Source organism: Gilliamella sp. wkB171 (assembly GCF_001693755.1).
Classification (GTDB): domain Bacteria; phylum Pseudomonadota; class Gammaproteobacteria; order Enterobacterales; family Orbaceae; genus Gilliamella; species Gilliamella apicola_F.
Genome location: NZ_LYST01000006.1, coordinates 15230 through 40018, shown reverse-complemented (window position 1 = coordinate 40018; position 24789 = coordinate 15230). Strand labels below are relative to the sequence as shown.

Below are 24789 nucleotides of genomic sequence, written 5' to 3'. Positions count from 1 at the left end.
ATTTATAGGTTATTTATAATGAAGCGAAAATTAATTTCCTTATTTTTTATTGATTTTAAATTTAATATTTTTAATCAATTAATATGGCTTCTAACTTTCAAACGGATTAATCCTTCCAATAAGGTTATACACCTAAAACTTAACTTAACGTTATCTATTATTGTTATTCATTTTTTATTTATTTTTTTTTCGCCTTATACCGAAGCATTATCAAATGTGACAGCTAAAACCATTGTAGGTAGTGCACCTTATTTACAATTAAAATCAGATCAAGACGGAAATGTAGGGACTAAAATCAAAGGATTGAATGAATTACTTGGTTTTAGAATGCCTACAACAGAAAATAATAACGCATTAAAACCCGTTGATGTAAGTAAATCGATCTCTTTTGGTGGTAAACCCTTGCAAGTACCAGAAGGAACTAAATTTTCTGATATCATTACGATGGTTCCAGCTAATGGTCAGGCAAATGCATTATCTCAATTCAACGTTGGTGATGATGATGGTGATGCTTCCCTTACTGAAAACACAACCATAGAGGGCACACTAACAGCAACCTGGTATGATAATAATAACGTGATAAATGATTTAAGTCGTGAATTCAATGTGTGTGGAGGACCTTACTTTTTAAAAATTGGTGCTCAAAACGTTGCGGTATCGACTAAATACGGTCAACCTAATAAAAACATTTATGGTAGCCAACCCGTTATTACTTACCAATTTATGCTTGAGGGGGGACCTAAGTTATGCTTTGTTCAACCAAATATGAATGTTTATAAGAATAGTTCTTACATGACTAAGTATCCTAATGGTTATAACCCAGAGGTATGGGATCCTGGTACAAGCCCATCGTCCAAGGTTTTTCAAGAAGGTGGTGGATTTAAAGCTGAACAATTTAAACCAATAACCGGTTTTAAAGGTATTACCTTCATGTTAATCGGCTCGGGAGCCGATCAAAGTCAGTATCGTTGCCAACTAGATAGCAGCAATAGTACTAACTGGGTTACATTGCAATCTCCGGTCGCAAGTAAAGACTTAGGTGCAAATTGCCAAGTACATTATGACAGTGTCACTAAGCCCACAACACCCTTAACGATTAATATGGAATATAGTGCTGATGAAGGTAAAACTTGGCAAAACATTGGTAAAATTACGCTCCCTATACCACAAAAATGGGCAATACTACCTACGCACGTAAAAGGATTTATAGATATGTTTGATGGGTATTTAGCCTACGATGAATGTAGAAGAATAATAGATGGTCAAGCAATACCCAAAACAACATCTGATCAGGTTAATGATATGTCAGAAGCAGGTAAAGCTTGGCGACAAAAATATCTGTATCGAAGAGATGAATTGACCAACTCTTTACTAGTTAACAAACCAGAAGGGGCATCTAACGCAATAGTTGATTTCAACAAATATCCCGCTGCTCGAGATTTAGGTACTTTTATGAGTGAATGGGGCATATTTCTTCAATTTGGAAGCTTTCTTTGGACAGCTGAAATGGATCGTACAAACAAGCCATTTGCTGTATTTAATTGGGTGCCGTATGGAACCATTTGGTGGGGTGATGACTTTGATCTTGGTGAAGCTCAATCAGCACAAATTTTATGCCGGGGCGAAAATGGAATTAGCACACTCCCTACAAGATAAAAGAATTACCTAATAAATTATATGTTGTTAGTCGTTTGTCAGGTTAGATATTGATAATCTGACAAATTGCCCATAACGTGGTATTTAACTACATTATAATTATAGTCAAAATACCACTTAGGTCGTAAAACTGTTATTTCGAAAATCCAGCCCCATTGTCTCAGATTTTACTTTTGTTGAGTCGTCAAACGGGTAAAATTGTTATGTAAAAAAGTTGTTTTTTTGTTAACCTCTTGATGAACTTGTTATTATTTAAGTCAGATAAATATTGTCAATAATAAGTAGCCTATCAATTGCGGTGAATAACTCGCTCCATCACTAGTTAATCAGTTAATTGTTATAAATAACCCTAGACCCTATTGTCAGAATCGTTACAATATACGCCATACTTTTATAGTAAAAGGTCTCTTTTACTAGGTTTAACCCAATAAGCGGATGATGTTTTATGGCGCAATATGTTTATACAATGAATCGAGTGGGGAAGATTGTTCCTCCTAAACGTTATATTTTAAAAGATATTTCTTTAAGTTTTTTCCCTGGCGCAAAAATTGGTGTGCTGGGTTTGAATGGGGCAGGTAAATCAACGTTATTACGTATTATGGCGGGCGTTGATACCGAAATTGAGGGTGAAGCGCGTCCACAGCCCGGTATTAAAATCGGTTATTTACCACAAGAACCGAAATTAGATCCAAAACAAACTGTGCGTGATGCAATTGAACAAGCCGTTGGCGATGCCAAAAAGGCATTAGCAAGGTTAGATGAAGTTTATGCAGCTTACGCTGATCCTGATGCCGATTTTGATAAACTTGCTAAAGAACAAGCTGAACTTGAAGCAATTATACAATCGCAAGATGCACATAATCTGGACAACCAATTAGAACGCGCTGCCGATGCGCTACGCCTGCCTGATTGGGATGCCAAAATTGAGAATTTATCCGGTGGTGAACGTCGCCGTGTTGCTATTTGCCAGTTATTGTTAGAAAAACCCGATATGTTATTAATCGACGAACCGACTAACCATTTAGATGCTGAATCGGTGGCTTGGTTAGAGCGTTTTTTACATGACTATGAAGGTACAGTGGTGGCTGTAACCCATGACCGTTATTTCTTAGACAATGTCGCCGGCTGGATTTTAGAGCTTGATCGTGGCGAAGGCATTCCATGGGAAGGTAACTACTCTTCATGGCTTGAACAAAAAGATCAGCGATTAGCTCAAGAAGCCGCAACCGAATCAGCGCGCCGCAAATCGATTGAGAAAGAGCTGGAATGGGTGCGCCAAAACCCGAAAGGCCGCCAAGCAAAAAGTAAAGCCCGTCTAGCGCGTTTTGAAGAATTAAACAGTAATGATTACCAAAAACGTAATGAAACTAACGAACTGTTTATTCCACCTGGGCCACGTTTAGGCGATAAAGTGATCGAAGTGAATAACTTAACCAAGTCATATGGTGATCGGGTGTTGATTGATAATCTTTCATTCAGTATTCCTAAAGGCGCAATTGTTGGGATTATTGGTCCAAATGGTGCGGGTAAATCAACACTATTTAGAATGCTATCGGGCAAAGAACAACCCGACTCAGGTACCATTACTTTAGGTGATACGGTGCAATTGGCGTCAGTCGATCAGTTCCGTGACAGCATGGATGATAAAAAAACAGTATGGGACGAAATATCCAATGGGCAAGATATTATGCGTATTGGTAATTTTGAAATCCCAAGTCGAGCTTATGTTGGACGCTTTAATTTTAAAGGCGTTGATCAGCAAAAACGCGTCGGTGAACTCTCTGGTGGTGAGCGTGGACGAGTGCATTTAGCCAAGTTATTACAAGTTGGTGGCAATGTATTGTTACTCGACGAGCCAACCAATGACTTAGATGTCGAAACACTGCGAGCACTCGAAAATGCGTTATTGGAGTTTCCGGGCTGTGCATTAGTGATTTCACATGACCGTTGGTTCTTAGATCGCATTGCAACCCATATTCTCGATTACCAAGACGAAGGACATGTTGAGTTCTTTGAAGGTAACTTTACCGAATATGAAGAGTGGAAAAAACGGACCTTAGGTGCAGAAGCCTTAGAACCGAGACGTGCCAAATACAAAAAAATCACAAAATAATCATGTTTGCAGGATTTCTGCTGTTTACTGCAGTGGAAATCCTTTAGCATTTATATCAACTATATCCCATATTCGTTAAGCAAATACTTTCCAAGCATTTTTCACCAAACGTGTCTTTTCATTAATTTAAAAGATAGTTTCTAACTTTTTTTGCCCTCATCTATCTATTGAAATTTTATTCATTTTTTCATCATATTGGATGATTAACACATAATGATTTTCAATATTAACGCTCAAATAATCATAGCTAAAACGTAATGTAAATTTTGATTCTTAAAATAATTTGAAAAAAATTAAAGATATTTAAATTGTGGTCGATATTGAACAGGTTATGATAAGGATATCTAAAATTAATATAGAGGAAAACAGCATATTTTTCTAAATAAAAACTTTTTAATAATAGGTTGTCAATGAATAGTATCAAACTAGTTTGTTTATTTTTCATCAGTATTATCTTAACTTTTTCTCACCAATTAGTGTTATTTATCTTTTTTAGATGGATTGTTCATTTTAAAAAAATACTATCAGTAAAACGCAATTTTAGTTCTTATATTGCTGTTAGCTTAATATCTATGTTATTTACGGTTAACGCCAATGCATTAACCGCTGTGACCATTAACAAGATCAATGGTAGTAAACCTTATTTAACTTTTGATAAAGGTAAAACAAAAGTAACAAGTACAGAAGGTTTGTTAAGTGTAACGTTACCAGATGGTCGTCAGTATGTGCCATCCGGTGATATGGCGCATTTATATCCAAATGCGATCGTTAACGATTCAACTATGACAAATCCAATTATTTTAAATAACGGAGAGTTAGATTTTGTTAGTATAAAAACATTTGTTCCACTTAAAAAAGAGGGGAATAGTAATTATCCGAGTGTTGCTTTAAACAGTTTAATCAAATTATATAACTATTGGGGGGATGATGATGGTGATGGCAACGTAACAGCAACGGGAACGTTAACGCTTTCATGGATAAATAAGCAAGGGGTAAATGTTACGAGTATGATTAGTAATAATACAATTACAGCATTAGATCCCTGTGATGCACCTTATCAACTCAATATTCAAACCACTGATGGTATATTATCAACCCAGTATGGCATACCGAATACTACGCGTTTTAATGCTGCAACAAGTGTTTACTATATTACCCCAAAGATAGATATGCCTTATGTGTGTTATGCTCAGCCCAACTTTTCTATGGATCAATCATATGGGCCAAATTGGGTGAGTAAGAAAGGATTTAGAGTCGATAATATTGATAATGTTGCCAATAACTTTCCTACAACCGGTTCAAATGGTCTTCATTTTTATTTATTATTAGCAGGTATTACGCCAAATCAAGTCATTACGGCCAATGGTGCTACCGTTTTCCCTGAAAATGGTAATAAAACCGTTAATTTGTCATTAACTGTAGAAAAGACACAGAATTGGAATGGGCAGCCACAGTTGGCATTAAAAATTCTATTAAATGGACCAACCCTAGATTCCACTAATAGATCTTTCACTCCCTCAGAGTTTAAACTTTATTCTGATAGTAATCATAGTCAGTTGCTTTATAAGTTTAAAATCGAGCGTTGGTACATAACTAAGATTGAACAAGCAGATGGTTACGAAAATGCCAAAGCATTTTGTAATAATCTGGGCGCTACCTATCGAATACCTGGAGTTGAAGATTTTACTAATGGAAATGGATATGGCTGGGAGAATGGAATTCCAGGTCAGGGTAATTCTTATCGTCGTCAAATCAGTTATAAAAATGGTGATAAGTGGGTTGGTGGTTTAATGAATGAATGGGGGTATCTGAGTAACACTTCTACTGATTATCCTGCTGCAAAAAATTGGGATGGTTCAGGTATATACTGGACATCACTTGCTGTACCCAATATGTATAGTTTGATTTATGATATTAATAATGGAATGTATTCACAAGGTTATATCGGCTATAATATGCCATCAGCATTAACACATCGTGTTGTTTGTGTGTCTCCTTGAAAGCATTAGTAAAATAATTTATTAACGCTATAATATATTGTCTTTTAATAACTTAACTGCGCGCCGCCAATCAAGTTTGGTGGCGTTTTATTTAATTTATGAGCTTATTGTTTTCAACGTTGAATAAAATCTTTTGATGACTGAATTATTTTGGCGAAAGTATGGGTTAATAAGCTTGGTATCGCATCTATGCCTCTAGATTTTGCATCATCACAAACAGCAATAGCTAAATCCGGTTTTGAGCTTTTATGAATGGCTTTTTGAATAATTTTAGATACAGGCATATCGATATGTTCAATTGTATTATAAGCTGCCTGTTTGTACACATGACTAAAGCCATGTTTAAACAAAAAATTCTCGATATCTTTTGCCGGTAATATCGTAAGATAGTCATTCGAATCTTCATTTTGTGGGGTGAGCGATTTAACCGTATCGGCATATTTTTTTCCAGCCATATCGCCATCAGTAATCACATACCAATGGATCCCCATCTTATTAGCATATTTTATTAAGGGTTTTAAACCACATTGCGCAAATTCTAGTAATTGCACACCTTCAGAACCTAGATGATAACCACTTTGTTCGGCTAATTCACGCAACAACCATACTTCTGTTTCACCTTCAACTAATAACCAGCAACGAGCAAAAAGCGCTAATGGTCGACGATAAAGCACATGAAATAAAATACGGCGACTATCATCAGCACTTAGTGAATGAGGGGCAACATATTTTGTCACAATTTGACCGGGCAGACGGATTAACCGATAAATACTTTCTAAGGGAAATAATGATACTAAGTCACTGGAGTTTGAGGTAATAATTTTTTGTGTTGGCAGGTGTTTAAGCAGGCGAAAACCAACCGATAGAATAATGGGATGTAATTGGCTTTCAGGTTCTTCTAAAATGAGAATTGGCATTGAGCTAGGTGAAAGGGGATTGTCACCTTTAGCATAAACAATTGAATCAAAAATACCTAATAAAGCGGTTCGTAAATAATCATCATTAATATTATCTAAAGCATTATTAATACGTTCAAGTGAATTCCAATCTTCACGATGTGGGCTTGTTTTTTGTGGTAAATGTTTATAACGATAACGTTGAGCTGGATCGATAAAATAGTATTCTAACAAAGCGCGTGCAGCTTTTAATCCACGTTGTAACTCCTCTTCACTAATCGATGCTGAATGCTGCTTTAATTGATTAGACAGTTCATTAATGAAGTATTCTGATAAAGGTTGGTTAGTGATAGGTAAATCATCTGTACTTAAGGTGTTTTTCAATGCCATTACAGGATTAAGATTAAGAACAATAGCAATCAGCAATTTATGATTTTCAATAGTAAAAGGATTATTGTTTTGGTCGACTAGCAGATGTTGAGTCACAATTGTACTATTTTGTTGTTTGGCAGTGATTTGATAAGTTATCCGTCGTAATTGATCTTCTTTAGATTGATAAGTAACAGGCAATAATGCTTGATAAGCTTGATTATTGAACTCGTTGGCATAGGATTGACAATACGTTACTTTAATACTGATATTATTGTCATTAGGTTTATCTTTATCATGATAAAAGTCAGAATCAACAAATTCATAAAATTTATTGTCTAGCGACAATAACATTAAAGCGCTAATTAAACTCGATCGCCCCCATCGGTTTTCACCAATCAGCACACTTGCTTCTGTATTAAATTTTAACGATAATTGACTTACACCCCTAAATCCTACTATATCAATTTGTTCAATAAACATCGTATTTCCTTATTGTTAAAGATTATACTTCTCGGTGCGTTTACGTATTTTTTCAGCTTTTTGTTCAGTATTGCTAATTAATTTGTGCTCATCAAGCAAAATGGTTTTTAGGGGTTTATTGAAATAGACTTTCAAAAATAACCAAATATCGCGCTTAGTTAAGCCAATATTCGTTGATGAAAAATAAAGCCCGATTAAATCTTTATCACGCCAGCGTCTAGGTACCTTATTACGTGTTTGAGCTCGGTGTAAATCAATCACTGATAACTTAATCTGTTTTTGCTTTTCAAATAATGGTATATCAAGTAAAAAATGACATAAATAACAATCACGATGATTAACCCCAGCTGCATGCATTTTTGCTGTCATGTTAGCTAAATAGATAATTAATGAACGCTTTAAATGATAATTAGGGGGCGAAGTTAGCCATGTTTTTGTAAAGTCTTCTAAACTAATGGTTGGGTTTAAATCCTTAGTAACAATAAATGAATGGCGAGTCAATGGATTTAAGCCCTTTCGACCAAATGCTCGTCCATCCATAGTATTAACGTTGGCTTGTTCTAAACGAGCAATCGCATCCCATTCTTGTTTAGCATCCAAAACAGGCAAACGTAGTGATAAAAGATTTTTAACAATCTCTTTGACTGTTGTACCTCGATGAATCTTAATAAAATAAGATTCGTCATTAAATTGGAAATTTAATGTTTTACGTTGTTTTACTTCCCGATAAACTTTTCCCGATATTAATTCAACTTCTTGAAAGGGATCTTTATCTTTCCATAATTGTGCAAAGGGTGATTTAAGTTTAATTTCGTTCATGATTATCACAATCTAAAATAATATCGGCAGCACGCTCAGCTAAGTGGTATAAATCAGTAGTTTGACCGTAATATATAGCATTATTATGCCAGATCAATCGTTGCGCTTGATTGGTTATCGCATTGTCAAGCGCGCAATTTAAATCTGCTTGCACAAAAGGTTCAATAAGTACAAAACCGGCATCGGCATCGTAGACATGATAAGCATAACCAGAAATACCAGAGACAATCACTGGTACACCTGCGGCTAAACCTTCAATTAATACCATACCAGCGGCTTCCTGCCTTGCTGGGTGTAATAATAAATCGGCTGCAAAAAGAAAATCCGGGATATCATTACGACCAGAATAAAACCTAACTTGATTGCCAATATTTAAAGCTTTAGCCATTTTTTGATAAGGTTGCGCATTATCTTGCCCAACGACTAAATAAATTACTTTTTGCCTTAACTCAATGGGTAACGAGGCAATAGCATTTAACGAACGATCAACCCCTTTACGTTTAAAGTCAGATCCAATTTGCACTATGACAAAAGAATCAAGCGCAATTTGATTGGCTTGCCTAAATTGTTGACCTTTAAGTGGCGATGTTGTTTGATATTTTCTATCCAATGCAATGCCCGGTGGTAACAGATAAAATCGTGAAGATTGGGTTTGATAATATCTTTCAAAATCAATAATTTGCTGTTTAGTCAGCACCATTATTTTTGTATGATGATCGGCATTAAATACCGCATCTTCGAAAGCTAAATAGTGTTTACATCGTTTAGATAATTTATAAAGCAAACCTTTATGTGCTACTTTTTCGGCAAAACATGTGTCGCCAGCAAAATAGACATCTAAGCCAGGCATTTTGTTAAAACCGACAACACAATCAACAGGGTTGGACTCAAGATGAGCTTTAACCCAATTATAATAAGATTGATTACGACGATGGTTTGAAAAGCCCTTTTTGGCGACCATTATAACTTCAAATTCATCGGGTATATCGCCTTGCCAATCCATGACATAAACACGAATTTTATGACCACGCGCTCCACAAGCTTTGGCAATTTGCAAAAAATCACGTTGCAAACCGCCATAAGGAAAATATTTATAGATACAAAAAGCTAATTGCATGCAAATTGCCTCGAGTAATAAAGGGGTATTATATACTCAGTATTGATTGTTGCGCAAAGTTTGATTTTTAGTAGTCAGCCTTATTAAAATGCTTAGTACAGGTGAGTTTATAAGTATAAAGTAATCTTATTCATAGCAAAATAATCGATAAGTGTAAATCATTTGAATGATGAATCCTTTATCACAAAGATTCATCACGTTTATTGAATATTCTGTCATCGACAGAAAAATTTCAATTTCATTATTAATATCACTTCACCCATTAAGCAAAAATAGTGGTACGAGATAACGTTAAAATCAATAATGATAGTTGTTATAGGATCAGTGTTACTCTATTTTGCAGTTTATGATCAAACTTAACCATAATCTTTCTTGGTATTGAAAAATCAGTTATTTTCAACGGGTAAAAATAAGCTCATGATGATTAATATCTAAATAAAATGAACGTATATTTAGCTTGAATTTGGTTAAAGCAAGACTTACTTTTAGACGGTTTATAGTGTTTATTCTCAGTTGATCTCTATATCGATTAATTTAATAAAAAATTCTAACTGTCAAATGTTTAAAAATAAAATAACTCAATCATCAATTGCTCATCGATACAAATTGAACGAAAGTAAAACGTTTGGCTGTAAAAAATGTGTGTTAATTGTTCAGATACTTTGATGTTTACAATCTTATGCATTTTATATTATATTGCCAAACCTATTATGTATTATCTAGTCAGTAAAATTTAAAATGAATAAGGAAGTTTTTTTTAACAATAAATATATTATTTTATTGTTATTTATCGTTGTCTGTTTTACATGGGGAACAACATGGATTGGCATTAAAATCGCTGTTGAAACCGTTAACCCACTGTTAGCGGCTGGTTTACGTTTTGTCATTGCATTCCCTTTTTTAGTATTAATTACAATAGTGGCTAAATCGCCAATATTGTTTCCTCGAAAATCATTACATTTTTTTCTGTTATTAACCCTATTTTACTTTACTATTCCTTATTTCTTAATTAGTTTTGGTGAACAGTATGTATCGTCAGGTTTAACATCACTTCTATTTAGTACTATGCCTATTTTTTCTATTATTTTTGCTAAAATAATTTTAAAAGATAAGATTTATTTGAATCAATTAATCGGTATTACAGTAGGCTTCTTGTGCTTAATATATATTTTAGTTTCTGAAGGATTTATTCTTTCGTATACCGATTTTTTGGGTGTGATATCAATACTTTTAGCAGCATTGATGCATGGTTTTTTGTATGTATACTCCAAAAAAGCAGGCGCAGGCATCAATGTATTTACTTTTAATACCTTACCTATCGGTGTCGCTGGAATTGTACTGTGCTTGTTAAGTTTCTTGTTTGAAGAAAATAATTTCCAACTTATTTCCTTAAATAGCTGGCTCGCATTAATTTATTTAGGTATTTTTGCTTCAGTGTTTGGTTTTATTGCTTATTTCTTTTTGTTGAAAAGAATGAGCCCTGTTGTTTTATCATTCATTTTTATTATTTTTCCAGTCGTTGCAATTTTGATTTCCTCTATTTATGAGCATAAAATCATTTCAACCAGTTTTATTATTTGTACAATCATTATGCTATGTGGTTTTGCTATAACTAAATTACCGCTCAGCATTTTTAAAAAGTTAATAAAGCAAGGGAAAACAGCAGATAATCAATAAAGATTAACAAATTGTTTCAATGAAATTTGAGATAGTTAAACTGCTGATATTGGATCATTATACTCATTCGGCCTGTGTGCCGAATGTTTTATACCAATTGTTACACTCAAATGCCTAAAGCTGATCTTATTGATTCACAGAAAAAAGATAAATCACCGCCTACTTATTTTTATGGTAATCGAGCTCAATATTTTCAACCAACCTAAAATTAATGTCAGGCACCTAGATCTTTATCATCACTATTACCACATAATTGCCAAGTTTATTCATTAAAAGTGATAATTTTGTGATTGGTGATCTCACATAAAACAAAAATCTCAAACTCGCTAATACGTTTGTCTATTTTGTCACTTTAAAAAATGATGAGTGTAAACATGATCCCCTGATTGACTTATTGCGTCTATAACGACAATTATTTGACCACACTATGCAGTAATTGCCTATGGGCAATAAATTCACTAAAGCTGATTGTTTTCCCTCTAGGGTTTACTGATAATTGCTGGCAAAATATTTTACAATTAATTAATAGCAATATTTTAGGTTAGTAAATCACTGAATGCATGTTTAACTATCTGGATATTATCCATTGAACTCTTTTATGCTTTGAAGCAATAACTGTCACCAATGGCACTTCCTTGCACGCCAAATTGACGTAAATTTTGATCGACAGCATTCATCGATTGCCAATGGTTTTCACACCAATCAGGGGCAAGTAAGGTCGGTTTTCTGGCGTTAGCCGAGATGCGGTGATATAAAATATCCGCTGGTGTTTGCCTGATAACATCACCTGCAATATCGACATACTGCTCTAAAGATAATACATCAAGCCGGCCTGCACGCCATGCTTTAGCCATAATACTGCCTTCGACAATATGTAATGGATGCAGTTTTAAACCATCCACACCAGTATTGAGCACTTGATCTAAAGTCACTAAATTATCTTGTTTACTCTCTTTTGGTAAACCAATAATTAAATGGGTACACACTTTAATACCAAGCTTACGTGCTTTTTGTACTGTTTGCTGATAATCATTAAAGGTATGTCCACGATTAATTGCATGCAACGTTTTATCATGTGCGGTTTGTAAACCTAGCTCTAGCCAAACTTCATAGCCTTTAGCTTGATAATCAGCTAATAAATCAAGTGCTTCATTGGGTACACAATCAGGCCGGGTTCCCACGCAAAGCCCAACAATATCAGCGCTATTTAGCGCCTCTTCATACATATTTTTTAAGATTTCAACTTCAGCATAAGTACTGGTATAAGCTTGAAAGTAGGCAAGGTAACGTTTCGATTTTTTCATTTGCTGAGCTTGTGAAGTTAGCTGATCTGCAATCGACTTAACTTGAATTGACTCATCAATAATTGAGGCGACATTACAAAATGTACATCCGCCTTGACCAATAGTACCGTCACGGTTAGGGCAGGTAAATCCACCATGTAACGTGAGTTTGTAAATTTTTTCACCATAACGTCGCTGCAAATCAGCGCCAAAGGTATTAACCACTAAATGTAATTGCATAACAAACCCAAAATAAAAATTTTGCCCATTCTACGAAGATAGCTATAGAACATCAAGATATAACAAAAATCCTAATTTAATAATCTGTATTGCTCTAATCCATTTTACTCAACCCATGAGCGTTACTTAAAGCTTGTGTCAAAGGCAGATTTGAGTTTATTTAGATAATATAGTGATTATTTAAAAAAGAACTTTTATGAATCAATTAAAAAAGTAATAAATGAGATTTATAAGTACAGACAAGTAAAGAGTTGATTATGGCTCTATAGTACAACGAGTTAACCAATATATTGCTTGCTGTTTCTAACGATGTTAAACATTTTATTCATCGAAAAAGTTAATTAACAATATAAGCCTTAAAATTTAATATTTTTTAATTAAACAATATTAAATAAAGCTAATTATCGAATTATATGAATAATAAATTAGATTACAAAATAGCTTACAAATTTTTACACAAAAGTTTATTACAATAAATTTAGTTTGATTTATGATAGCTCAAAATAATTGTTTAATTATTTTATATAGAAGCGATAATATTGCTTTCAATTTACTTATTTGATTTTTCATAAAAAATAATAAATAAATACATACATTGATTGGGGAAAGTATGATAAAATATATCCTAAATCGGGCATCGGGCATCGGGCATCGGGCATCGGGCATCGGGCATCGGGCATCGGGCATCGGGCATCGTTAATTTTGATGATTTACTATTTTTGGTAACTTGTCGTAATCAAATTGTTAAAACAATAAATTTTCATTCTTCTTTCAACACTCTATTATTCGCAATTAATTGGTCTACCTTTAAAATAGCTTCGCTTGTTATTTGTTTCTGTTTATGCATGTTTAATGTGCCAATTGTCGATGCATTAACCGCTAAAACTTCTTCTGCTATCAGAGGATCTTCTCCATTTATTTTATTTAACGGTATTAATGATAATTTATTAACAATCAAGATTGGCAATGATGTTTATTTAAGTGATCCAGCTGGAAATATGATGAAATTAAACGAAAATGGTAATTGGGATAAAGTCCAAGCCATTCATTTTAATAAACCAGGCGATACTTTTAAAAGTGTCCAAACCATTGTCACACCCGATACCACAAACTATACTTTAGGCACCAATTTAGCACAAGATATTGATGGTGATGGCGATTTTACAATATCAGGCGCGATAAATGCCAATTGGCAAGATAAAAATGGTTTACAACTGCAAGCCTCTGATTTAAATGAATTACCTTCGAAATGTTTTGCTCCTTATAAACTGACTATAAATATTGATTCGAATGATGGTGTCCAATTAAAAACGGCTTTTGGAATTCCAAATCAAAAAACGTATGTAAAAAACTCTGCTGTATATTATATCTATCCTCATGATACTCAGCCATATGCTTGCTATGCTAGGCCGGGTAGTATGGAAAATAGCACGGGTATTTTTGCTGGTCCAATCAATATGTGGGATACATCAAAAGGATTTATAACACAATCGGGTTTATCTAGAAATTATAATCAAAATTTCCCTACTTTAGCTGGAAATGGCGTGTATTTCGATTTATTGATAACCAATGGGATGGAAAATTTAAATTGGCCAACAGTAAAAGTGGGTGATATTACTGCAACTGTAAGTAATATTACAAAAGACAGTGTAAGGGTGACATTAAATGGGCCAGCACCGACCTCTAGTGAATATGGTGCAACTGCACGTAAACCCTCGGTGTTACCTGCTAATTTTAAAATACAAGGTAATTTGAATGGTGTGAAGGTGGTTGAATATGGATTTCAATTACAAAAATGGTTTGTTGTTCGCGATAAGGATAAACTAGAAACTAGTGCTGGACAAGCCAACTGGTGTTTTGCGCTTGATGGTCAACCAGGTCGCCAAGAAACAATAACGGCTCAAGAATACCGTTTACCTGATCCGGTTGACTTTACGACTGCATCTGGTTCTTTTATGTTTGAAGGTGTAACAAGATATATATCAGGGTTAAATAATCCGAATATTCAAACAACAACAGATGGTGGGCGTTATTGGCGCCATATTAATGGTGGTGTTTTTAGTGAATGGGGAAATTTAACCAATTATGGTTTAAATGTTAATTTAGATAATTATTATTGGACAGGTAGAAGGCTTCAACAAAAAACTATTGATGATTGGGACTATTTTGTTGTTCGTCCAAGAGATGGAAATATATCGGCGCAGTTAGGTCACACAATTATTTATTCTACTTTTTGTTTTACCCCAGATTGGATGGATTGGTAATTTAATAGTAATGTTATTTCTTTTAATTTAGCTAATTTAGTTACATTATCTATTTGTTGATTTGCGACGTTACACTAATTTTTGCACAGCGAAAATTAGTGTAAAAGCCATATTGGCGTCGGAGCAAATCGCAAATTGAGGTTAAAATATAACCAATTTCAGTGTTGATAGGTATAAATAACCATTAAAATCAAATCAAATCAAAATTCCCACTAAAATATTAAGTTATCTTATTAAAAATAAATTAGAAATATTTTTTGATTGTCAAATGATAATTATTATTATTTGTTGTTGATCATTACCATTATTAGCAATAAGATATCGCTATTATTACAAGTTAGCTAGAGGTGGACTGTGCCTTGCATGATGCGCAAATTAGTTATTGTTTTATTGTCATCAATATTTTCAATATCGTTATGTTATGGTGATATTTCTTTACCCAACCCTCAAACCAAAGATGGAATGGGGCTATTTGAAAGTCTAAAAAAACGTGCTTCTACTCCCGGTGGTGGTTTCCCCGTTGGTAATTTATCTGATGATGAATTATCTACAGTGCTTTGGGCTGCAAGTGGCTTAAATCGTGGTAAAACGGGGTGGACGGTACCAATGGCGAATGGTAAAGCTCCCTATGTTCGTTTATATGTTGCGGGTGAAAAGGGTACCTTTTTATACGAATGGGATGGTCAATATTTGCGTGAAATTAATAATAAAGATATTCGTGCCGATATTGCGATGCAAAACTTTACCAAGCGCGCAGCTTATTCTTTAATTTTTGTGTTTGATCAAAACTCTCTTAAAGATACGCCAGTCGATCAGGCTAATGATTTTGCTCAAATAGCTGTGGGTGCAATGAGTCAAAACATTTACCTTAGTGCTGCAGCGTTAAAATTAAGCGCCAGATATATCCATTCTATTAAACCAGATGTCATATCCCAAGCGTTGCAATTGCCTGAAAATAGTAAACCAATTGGTATTATGTTATTAGGAAAATAAAAGGAATAAAAAGTGAAACGGTTTCTTGCATTAGTATTGTTGATAATTACAAGTGTGATTGTTTTTGCTCCCTCTTCTTACGCTGCTGAAAAAAAATATCAAAGCTGGAATGCTATCATTGATGAAATGGATAGCATACTCAATGATTCCTACGATATCTATTTTATGAAAGACAGTGATAGAGCAAAAGAGCGCGTAAATAACGCCTACTTCGGTTTCTATGAAAAGCATGGTGTCGAAAGGGCTGTAATGTCATATATTTCTGGTAAACGCGGTACCGATACCGAATACCAATTTGCTAAAATCAAACGTTTAATGACTGATGGCGCACCAAATAAAACAGTACGAGCAGAAATCGACGTTTTATTAAAAATGCTACATGAAGATGCCAATGAGCTCGATGGCAAAAAAGAGAGCGGTTGGAGTATTTTATTAGCTTCATTTATTATTATTTTCCGTGAAGGATTAGAGGCTATTTTAGTTATTGCCGCTATATCGGCCTATTTAGTGCGTTCGGGCAACTTACCTATGGTTAAAGTTGTTTACATGAGCTCGTTATTTGCGGTATTTGCCAGTATTTTAGCGGCAATTGCGCTTCACTCTATTTTTGATATTAGTGGCGCTAATCAAGAAATGATAGAAGGTGTTGCAATGTTACTTGCCACCGTCGTGCTATTTTTTGTTAGTAATTGGATGTTTTCAAAAGCAGAAGCAAAAGCATGGAAAAACTATGTTGAAGGTAAAGTGCAGACGGCGGTTTCATCGGGTAGTAGTTTTGCATTGGGATTTGCTGCCTTTTTAGCTGTTTTCCGTGAGGGTGCTGAAACTATTTTATTTTACCAAGCAATGTTGGCTGAAGCTAAAGAGCATATGGATATGGTGTGGTATGGTCTAGCCATAGGTTGTTTTGTGCTTGCTATTATCTTTATATTGATTCGTTTTGGTACTATGAAATTACCAATTAGACCATTTTTTATTGGCACAAGTACACTAATGTATATTATGGCTATAGCTTTTGCTGGCGGAGGTGTTAAAGAGTTACAAGAAGCCGATATAATTCCTGTAACGCCGGTTGATTTTGTGCATTCAATCGATATTTTAGGGATTTATCCAACCGTTGAAACGTTAATACCACAAATATTTATGATATTAGTTGTTATCATATCGGTGGTTTATTTGAAAGCTAAACATAATAAACAAAACGTTTGATCAATTTAGTTTGTTGTTTAAAAGTTGGTTAGATGTTGATTAATGATATTTCGAAGTCAATTTAAATAGCAAAAAAAGTAGTGATTGCTTTAATGATGAGTAATTAAATAAAAGTAAAGGAGTTTTCAATGAAAAAATTAGTATTAGTTGCGGGTATTTCATCAATACTTGCGTTATCATCTGTTGCTTATGCAGCAGCACCTGCTCCAGGCGAACAAAAAGGTTTTGAAGAGTTTCCAATCGGTGATGAAGTGACAGTTGGACCATTACATATTGGCGCGGTTTATTTTCAACCTGTAGATATGGAGCCAGCAGGCATGGGTGGTTTACCTGCATCAAAATCTGATATGCACATTGAAGCAGATATTTCAGCAGCAGAAGGCAATAAACTTGGTTATGGTGTTGGCGATTTTGTTCCTTACTTAACGGTTAAATATAAGATCCAAAAACAAGGTAGCGATAAAGCCATAGAAGGTAACTTTATGCCAATGAACGCATCGGATGGCCCACATTATGGTAACAATATTAAACTTGATGGTGCAGGTAAATATAAAGTGACATTTACTATCGAAAATCCAGAAAAACAAGGTTATTTATTGCATGTAGATAAAGAAACCGGAGTCGAAGGACGTTTTTGGACTAAACCAATTGAAGTTTCTTGGGATTTTGATTATATTCCTCGAGCATGGTAATGATATTTAAAAAATAGTATCAGTTATACTTAATATTTTGTAGTATTTATTATGGCGAGGTTTTCACTCGCCATAATAGGTTGTAACCATTAGGCAATTAATATGCTTCAATACCTTATAAAAATTACCGATAATACTTTTGTTCCCATTGTTGTATTAGCACTACTAAGTGCAATGATAGTTAGAGCAATACCTAATTATAATAAAAAAATCTTTACCTTCGGTTTTATAATAGGATTATTTGCAGCATTAGTTTATGCTATTTTGAAGCGAAATACAGGTTTTGCTGTTCGTGAATTTTATGATCTTGGCATCATCACCTTGTGGATGATAATTGCCATCCCATTGTTTATCTGCGCAATATTAAAAACACCAATCAATTGCCAGCTTGGCAAAATTCTATTTACCTTACTATCTGTGCTTGCTATTGGATTAATTGCTGCACAATTTTTACCAAATTTAATGCTTTATCCCTTTGAATTTTCAGTTGGGATGGAGTCAATCTTTAATAATGATTATCTATTCAAATGGGTTGGTTATTGCTTTGCTTTACTCGTTGCTGGATTAATTGCTGTATTTACTTTCCGTCTATGTAGGCGTTTATCTAATAAATTTGTCCAAGCAACTATTTTAATCGCTTTGCTTATATTTACGATTCAAAACAGTATCAATCTTATTCAAATTTTAATTGTAAGACGATTTATTAAACCACAAAAATGGATGATGGAATTAGTGATTTTTGTATTAGGTCACGTTAATTTCTTTATCTTTATTTTTATGGCAATAGTGTTGTTATTGGCCATAGCGTTATATATCCAATCGAAAACAACATCATTAGTTGGCAGTAATCCAGCGCAAATACGTAAACTCAAGGCACAGTTACGTAGTGATAGACGCACGTCATTATTACTCATCGCAGGTGCTGCAATAACTGCTTATACGGTAACAAGAGCACGTTACATTTTTGAAAAAGGTGTTGAACTTACGCCAGCTGAACCGGTTTCCCCTAATGCTGATGGTTTAATTGTTATTCCATTAGATAATGTCAATGATGGTAATTTACATCGATATGGTTACAAGGCTACCGATGGTACATTAGTTCGTTTTATTGTGATTAAAAAAAGCGAAAACGCCTATGGCGTTGGTTTTGATGCCTGTGATATTTGCGGTGCAAGTGGTTACTATCAACGCGGTAATCAAGTTGTTTGTATTTTATGTGATGTGGTGATGAATATTGCAACGATTGGCTTTTCTGGTGGTTGTAACCCAGTTCCACTTAAATATGAAATTATTGATGGGAATATGGTTATTCGTCCCGCAAACCTAGAAGCAGAAAAAGCACGCTTTAAATAAAGGTTAACAAAGGAAAAGTTTATGTTTCGCAGAATGTTAATTAGTGTATTAGTGCGTCAAAAAAAGAAATTATTTTTGATCGCTTTAACTGTAGCACTCGGTGTTTCACTTGCAACAGCAATGTTAAATGTTATGTTTGATGTTGGTGACAAAGTGAATCAAGAGTTAAAGGCTTATGGTGCTAATTTAAATATTGTCCCTCGCGGAACAGCGCTTGTTAGTGAAATGTACCAACTTGACGATAATAATGGCAAACAACAAGCTATGCAGTACATTAAGCAAGATGATTTAGTCAAAATTAAGATGATCTTCTGGGCTTATAACATTGTCGATTTTGCCCCCTATCTAACAGCTCAAGCTAATTTGAATGGCAAACCTATTACCATTGTGGGTACTTGGTTTAACAAACACCTGACTATTCCAACTGGAGATGAAGTTGATACCGGCATGTTAGCCATGAAATCATGGTGGACAATTGAAGGTAACACCATGAAAGATGATAATTTACAAGGTGTCATGGTGGGCGAAACTGTTGCTAAACAGTGGAATTTAAAGTTAGGTGACACCATCAATATTACGTCTCCACAAACAAATAATTCATTAACGTTAACGGTTAATAATATTTTTCACAGTGGTGGTGTAGAAGATTCACAGCTATATGTCTCCCTGCCGGTGGTCCAAAAGTTAGCAAATAAAGAAGGACTCGTTGAACGAGTTGAAGTGAGTGCATTAACCACACCTGAAAACGAATTAGCACGTAAAGCAGCACAAGATCCTAATAGTTTATCAAGAACTGAATGGGATACTTGGTATTGTACCGCTTACATTAGTTCAATTGCTTATCAACTTGAAGAATTGATGCCTGATGTTCGGGTTAAAGCGATTATGCAAGTCGCTGAATCTGAAGGTTCTATACTGCAAAAAACACAATTACTCATGTTGCTATTAACCATTTTATCGTTAATTTGCTCGGCGTTGGCGATTTCAAATTTGGTCACAGCCAATGTTATTGAGCGAAGCACTGAAATTGGTTTACTTAAAGCATTAGGAGCAACAAATACAGCGGTCGCTATGCTGATATTAACTGAAATATTGATTATTGCCTTGTTAGGTGGAATTTTTGGTTACTTTATTGGCTTGGGATTTGCTCAAATTATTGGTCATACGGTATTTGGTTCATTTGTCGAGCCGAAAGTGATTATTATTCCTTTAGTATTAATTATGGTTGGTTTAATTACCTTTGTCGGTAGTTTACCCGCTTTACGGATAATGATGTTTTTACGTCCAACAGATGTATTACATGGTCGATAAAAGCAAAGGTAACTCGATTATGATGAATAAAAATACACGCTTTATTATCAAAACCATTTTTAGCTCACTCATTCGTCGCCGATCGCGAATTATGATTGCATTGCTAGGGGTTGCTATCGGTGCTACCGTTTTACTTGGAATGATAACATTATGCTATGATATTCCGCGTCAAATGGGGCAAGAGTTTCGTTCTTATGGCGCAAATTTATTATTTATGCCCGCTAATAATCAACCGACTATGCCACTTGCTGATGTGAAACAAGCAGTAAATTTACTTCCTCAAGACAAGCTTTTAGGCGTCACTCCTTTCCGTTATGATGCTATTCGTAGCAATCAGCATCCTTATACCATTGTGGGTACTAACTTCGAACAAGTGACCAAAACTAGCCCTTATTGGCAAATCGAAGGAAGCATACCTAAAAATCCGAATGAAATCATGATTGGTACCGATATTGCTAATTTTACCAAACTGAAAATTGGCAGTACGATGCCGATTTCGGGTAAATCTAAACAAGATTCGCGCTTTGATGAAGATCTTAAAATTACAGGTATTATTAAAACAGGGCGAGCCGAAGATGGATTTATATTTATTGATTTACATGATTTAGAAGTTCTACTTGAACAATCCGATCAGGCTGAAGTGGTTGAAGTGAGTATAACTGCTACTGAAGCAGAATTAAAACACTATGTTGAAACAATCAAAAACCACATTAATACTATCGATCCCCATTTAATAAAATGGGTAACACAATCAGAGTCTTCAGTTCTAGGTAAACTCTCATCATTACTTTATTTAGTCACTTTTGTGGTGTTAGTGCTTACTATGATTTGCGTTGCTACAACGATGATGACGGTTGTGATGGAACGCCGTAAAGAAATTGGACTCAAAAAAGCAATTGGGGCAAATAATCAAAGCATAGCTAAAGAGTTTTTAGCTGAAGGGTTGGTATTAGGTATCATTGGTGGCATGATTGGTGTAGTTTGTGGGCTTGTTTTTGCACAAGTTATTAGTACTAATGTCTTTGGGCGATCAATAATTATTGAGTTTTACCTTATTCCAACAACTATTATTATTTCTGCTCTTGTCACGGTAATAGCATGTTTAATTCCTGTAAAACGTGCTCTTGAAGTTGAACCCGCACTCGTATTGCGAGGTGAATAGGATCTAAGTATGAATATACTCGAAGTAAAGAATGTATCAAAAATATATGGCTCACTACATGCACTTTCAGACGTGAATTTAGCTGTTGAGGAAGGTAAATGGTTATCTATCATGGGACCTTCGGGTAGTGGTAAAACGACATTGATGAATATTATCGGTTGTATGGATAAACCATCATTAGGCTCGGTAATTTTTGACGGGCAAGATATCACCCAGCTTTCTCTACCCCAGTTAACCGAAATCCGTCGAGATAAAATTGGATTGATTTTCCAACAATTTCATCTTGTCTCATACTTAACAGCTTTAGAAAACGTAATGGTAGCGCAGTATTATCACAGTATGGTTGATGAAAAAGAAGCGTTACAGGCTCTAGAACGCGTTGGTTTAGCGGCCAGAGCAAAGCATTTACCAAGACAATTATCAGGCGGTGAACAGCAACGTGTTTGTATTGCTCGAGCATTGATCAACTATCCTAAACTAATTTTAGCCGATGAACCAACCGGTAATTTAGATGAAAACAATGAAGCAATGGTTATGAATTTATTACATCAACTGCATGAAGAAGGGAGCACTATTATAGTGGTGACTCACTCACCTGAGGTATCTCGGCATGCACAAACTACAGTTGTACTTGAACACGGTAAAGTGGCAAGTATTATTGATAATTAACCATTAAAAGAGGTTTATTATATGAAAAATCGCATGATTTCATCACTGTTTTTTATTGTGTTAGGCGCGTTATTAATATTGTTTCCAATGTATATTTTACCTGTTTGTCCCCTACCAGAACCTTCAGCTATGCCTGTTGATGCAATGAGCCAGGCAGCAGGCGGTGAACATATGCATAGTGCACCCGCTAAAATTATGAGATGTTTTTGGACTTTGCGAGCCGAACTCGGCATCGGTAGTTTAGTGATAGCCGTTGGTGTTTTGATACTATTTAGTCGTACGATATTTGTCCGTATGGGATTAACAATGTCATTAGCTTGTATCTCGTTATTAGCGGCCGCGATTCCAACTATTTTAATTGGTGTTTGCCCTAACGAGATGATGCGATGCAATATGGGTGCTAAACCTGCTTTGGTTTTACTGTCTGGTTTGATATTTGTGGTATCAATCATCAATTTAGTCTATTTAAATAAAATATCCAAAAGATACGAGTAACAGATAAGCTAGTAAGATCATCACTCGCTTAAACAAGTTAACGCTTAGAATTTATCAATATAAATATTAATAGATAAATAAAGAGCCCAATAATTGCAGGAAATTAACATGCAAGAAAAGCCGATTACTATTTCTCATTTAGCATGGAAAAATATTCAAAGACGACCTTTTCGTAGTTGTTGTTTGATTATTATTATTACACTTTTTTCAGCCACACTATTTGGTGGCAGTGTGTTAATGAAAAATCTTAGTCAAGGTATTTCAGGCATGGCCGATCGGTTAGGTGCTGATATTCTTATTGTGCCTTATGGTTATGAAAAGAATATGGAAGTTGCCTTATTACGGGGTGAACCAAGTAGTTTTTATCTAAAAGTTGATTTAATTGATAAAATTAAAAATATTAAAGGGATTGAAGCTATTTCGCCGCAGCTTTTTATTGCTTCATTGAACGCGGGATGTTGTACGACTAAAGTACAGCTAATCGGCTTTGATGAGCAAAGTGATTTTGTTATTAAACCATGGTTACAAACCCAACTAAGCCAGCCATTAACCGACAATCAAGTTGTTGTGGGTGCTAAAATTACTTCACAAGTGGGTGATGAGATCCTATTTTTCAATCATCCTTTTAAAATAGCAGCTAAAATGGATAGCACAGGCATGGGGTTTGATACTTCAGTTTTTATGACAATGTCAGCTGCGCAAAAACTAATGAAAGAGGCTAAATTAATAGAAGGTGATGTTGATCATTTTTCTGATTATGCTTCTTCTATTTTTATTAAAGTAAATCATGACTATCAACCTAAAGATATTATTAATCAAATCATGCCAAAATTTGCCATGGACTATAATATCGATTTTGTTATGACTAAAGGGATGTTAAGTAATATTGCAAAATGGTTAAGTGGATTTTCAACTATTGTGTACAGTTTATCGGCTATTTTTTGGGTGTTAGCTATTATTGTGATCTTTGTTATTTTTTCATCCTCATTAAACGAACGTAAACGCGAGATCAGTTTATTACGCATACTTGGGGCATCACGCCGTGACTTAATTAAAATGTTATTAAAAGAGTCATTGATAATTAGTGCATTAGGTGGTATTGCTGGTATTATGATTGCTGCTATATTGATTTATGCTTTTAGTTTATTAATTTGCCAATCAATTGGTTTGCCATGCGTCAATATCTCGTTATTTGATGCAATAATATATGCCGTAATAGTGTTTATTCTCACCGTTATTATTGGCCCGCTATCTTGTATTTATTCTGCCTTATCTATGACTAAATTTGATACTTACAGCACATTAAGAGAGGGGGAATAATGTTACTTAGCGTTAAAAATCTGCGTAAAGATTATCGTCGCGCACAACAAACTTTTTCAGCTGTGGATAATGTTAGTTTCAACATGGAACAGGATGATTTTGTTTGTATTATGGGTAAATCAGGTAGTGGTAAAACGACTTTACTTAATATGATTGCAGGGTTACTGACGCCAACTCAGGGCAAAATTACCATTAATGATACTAATCTTTTTGAACTTAATGATGAGCAAGTTTCAGCATTTCGAAATCAGAATATTGGTTATATTCCCCAAGGCAGTAGTTTATTACCTAATTTAACAGCGCTTGAAAATATACGATTACCTTTTTATCTAACTAAGCGCGCCAATCAAACAAGCCTAAGTTATGCACAACAACTGTTAGAGAAAGCAAAGATAAGCCATCTGCAAGATGCTTATCCTGCAAATATGTCTGGTGGTGAAATGCGGCGTATTGCTATTTTACGTGCTTTGATTTGTCAGCCACAAATTGTGATTGCTGATGAACCAACAAGTGATTTAGATGACGAAAGTTCGACTGAAATTATGCAACTATTAACCGAAATTCATCAGCAAGGAACAGCGTTATTAATTGTGACACATGACCATGATGTCGCAAATTATAGCCAAAAAATAATTAAAATGGCTGCTGGTCGATTGGTCGAATAGTTT

Annotated in this window: 19 protein-coding genes; 15 read left to right on the top strand and 4 right to left on the bottom strand. The window is 34.8% G+C overall.

The genetic code is table 11. The annotated features are described in order from the left end of the window. The 3 genes from A9G03_RS00395 to A9G03_RS00385 all read left to right on the top strand — a co-directional run. The coding region (locus A9G03_RS00395; protein WP_218837047.1) for a hypothetical protein at nt 1-1656 on the top strand (1656 nt) is incomplete at its 5' end. Between the two features lie 445 nt (nt 1657-2101). Continuing rightward, nucleotides 2102-3769: an energy-dependent translational throttle protein EttA gene (gene ettA / locus A9G03_RS00390; protein ID WP_065633823.1), complete on the top strand. Its 1668-nt coding sequence runs from the start codon at nt 2102-2104 to the stop codon at nt 3767-3769. 410 nt (nt 3770-4179) lie between these two features. Next, nucleotides 4180-5769: a hypothetical protein gene (locus A9G03_RS00385; protein ID WP_065798100.1), complete on the top strand. Its 1590-nt coding sequence runs from the start codon at nt 4180-4182 to the stop codon at nt 5767-5769. A gap of 113 nt (nt 5770-5882) precedes the next feature. Here the strand turns inward: A9G03_RS00385 and A9G03_RS00380 are convergent, their stop codons facing one another. Genes A9G03_RS00380 through A9G03_RS00370 form a run of 3 tightly spaced genes read right to left on the bottom strand, consistent with a single transcriptional unit; the run spans nt 5883 to nt 9453 of the window. Beyond that, nucleotides 5883-7517: a DUF2813 domain-containing protein gene (locus A9G03_RS00380; RefSeq protein WP_065633821.1), complete on the bottom strand. Its 1635-nt coding sequence runs from the start codon at nt 7515-7517 to the stop codon at nt 5883-5885. 15 nt (nt 7518-7532) lie between these two features. Next, nucleotides 7533-8336 carry a lipopolysaccharide core heptose(I) kinase RfaP gene (gene rfaP, locus A9G03_RS00375; protein WP_065798099.1) on the bottom strand — a complete coding sequence of 268 codons (804 nt, stop codon included), beginning with the start codon at nt 8334-8336 and terminating at the stop codon, nt 7533-7535. Beyond that, complete coding sequence (locus A9G03_RS00370) at nt 8323-9453, bottom strand: glycosyltransferase family 4 protein (protein ID WP_065798098.1); 1131 nt, start codon at nt 9451-9453, stop codon at nt 8323-8325. Before A9G03_RS00370 ends, rfaP begins: the two co-directional genes overlap by 14 nt. A gap of 738 nt (nt 9454-10191) precedes the next feature. Between A9G03_RS00370 and A9G03_RS00365 the strand changes: the two genes are divergently transcribed. Continuing rightward, nucleotides 10192-11130, top strand: coding sequence for a DMT family transporter (locus tag A9G03_RS00365; RefSeq protein WP_065798097.1), 939 nt, complete (start codon nt 10192-10194; stop codon nt 11128-11130). 596 nt (nt 11131-11726) lie between these two features. Here A9G03_RS00365 and A9G03_RS00360 read toward each other — a convergent pair. Further along, on the bottom strand, nt 11727-12653 hold the full coding sequence (locus tag A9G03_RS00360) for a TIGR01212 family radical SAM protein (RefSeq protein ID WP_065633817.1): 927 nt from the start codon (nt 12651-12653) through the stop codon (nt 11727-11729). Between the two features lie 845 nt (nt 12654-13498). On the opposite strand from A9G03_RS00360, the gene A9G03_RS00355 reads away from it, so the two are divergent. The 11 genes from A9G03_RS00355 (at nt 13499) to A9G03_RS00305 (ending at nt 24786) form a co-directional block, all read left to right on the top strand. After that, nucleotides 13499-14917: a hypothetical protein gene (locus A9G03_RS00355; RefSeq protein ID WP_065798096.1), complete on the top strand. Its 1419-nt coding sequence runs from the start codon at nt 13499-13501 to the stop codon at nt 14915-14917. A 363-nt stretch (nt 14918-15280) separates the two neighbouring features. Then, on the top strand, nt 15281-15910 hold the full coding sequence (locus tag A9G03_RS00350; RefSeq protein ID WP_065634674.1) for a nitroreductase family protein: 630 nt from the start codon (nt 15281-15283) through the stop codon (nt 15908-15910). 12 nt (nt 15911-15922) lie between these two features. Beyond that, nucleotides 15923-17119 (top strand): FTR1 family iron permease, encoded by a 1197-nt coding sequence (locus A9G03_RS00345; RefSeq protein ID WP_065798095.1) that lies wholly within the window; start codon nt 15923-15925, stop codon nt 17117-17119. 128 nt (nt 17120-17247) lie between these two features. Beyond that, nucleotides 17248-17811 carry an iron transporter gene (locus A9G03_RS00340; RefSeq protein ID WP_065634676.1) on the top strand — a complete coding sequence of 188 codons (564 nt, stop codon included), beginning with the start codon at nt 17248-17250 and terminating at the stop codon, nt 17809-17811. 102 nt (nt 17812-17913) lie between these two features. After that, on the top strand, nt 17914-19164 hold the full coding sequence (locus tag A9G03_RS00335) for a Fe-S-containing protein (RefSeq protein ID WP_065634677.1): 1251 nt from the start codon (nt 17914-17916) through the stop codon (nt 19162-19164). 21 nt (nt 19165-19185) lie between these two features. After that, nucleotides 19186-20475 (top strand): ABC transporter permease, encoded by a 1290-nt coding sequence (locus A9G03_RS00330; protein WP_065798094.1) that lies wholly within the window; start codon nt 19186-19188, stop codon nt 20473-20475. A gap of 19 nt (nt 20476-20494) precedes the next feature. Then, nucleotides 20495-21637, top strand: coding sequence for an ABC transporter permease (locus A9G03_RS00325; RefSeq protein ID WP_218837046.1), 1143 nt, complete (start codon nt 20495-20497; stop codon nt 21635-21637). Nucleotides 21638-21646: 9 nt separating this feature from the next. Then, nucleotides 21647-22306 carry an ABC transporter ATP-binding protein gene (locus tag A9G03_RS00320; protein WP_065634679.1) on the top strand — a complete coding sequence of 220 codons (660 nt, stop codon included), beginning with the start codon at nt 21647-21649 and terminating at the stop codon, nt 22304-22306. A 21-nt stretch (nt 22307-22327) separates the two neighbouring features. Then, entirely contained in the window at nt 22328-22801 is a 474-nt protein-coding gene (locus tag A9G03_RS00315; RefSeq protein WP_065798093.1) for a DUF4418 family protein, read from the top strand. 108 nt (nt 22802-22909) lie between these two features. Beyond that, nucleotides 22910-24121, top strand: coding sequence for an ABC transporter permease (locus tag A9G03_RS00310; protein WP_065634681.1), 1212 nt, complete (start codon nt 22910-22912; stop codon nt 24119-24121). Further along, on the top strand, nt 24121-24786 hold the full coding sequence (locus A9G03_RS00305; protein ID WP_065634682.1) for an ABC transporter ATP-binding protein: 666 nt from the start codon (nt 24121-24123) through the stop codon (nt 24784-24786). Before A9G03_RS00310 ends, A9G03_RS00305 begins: the two co-directional genes overlap by 1 nt. Nucleotides 24787-24789 lie beyond the last annotated feature (3 nt).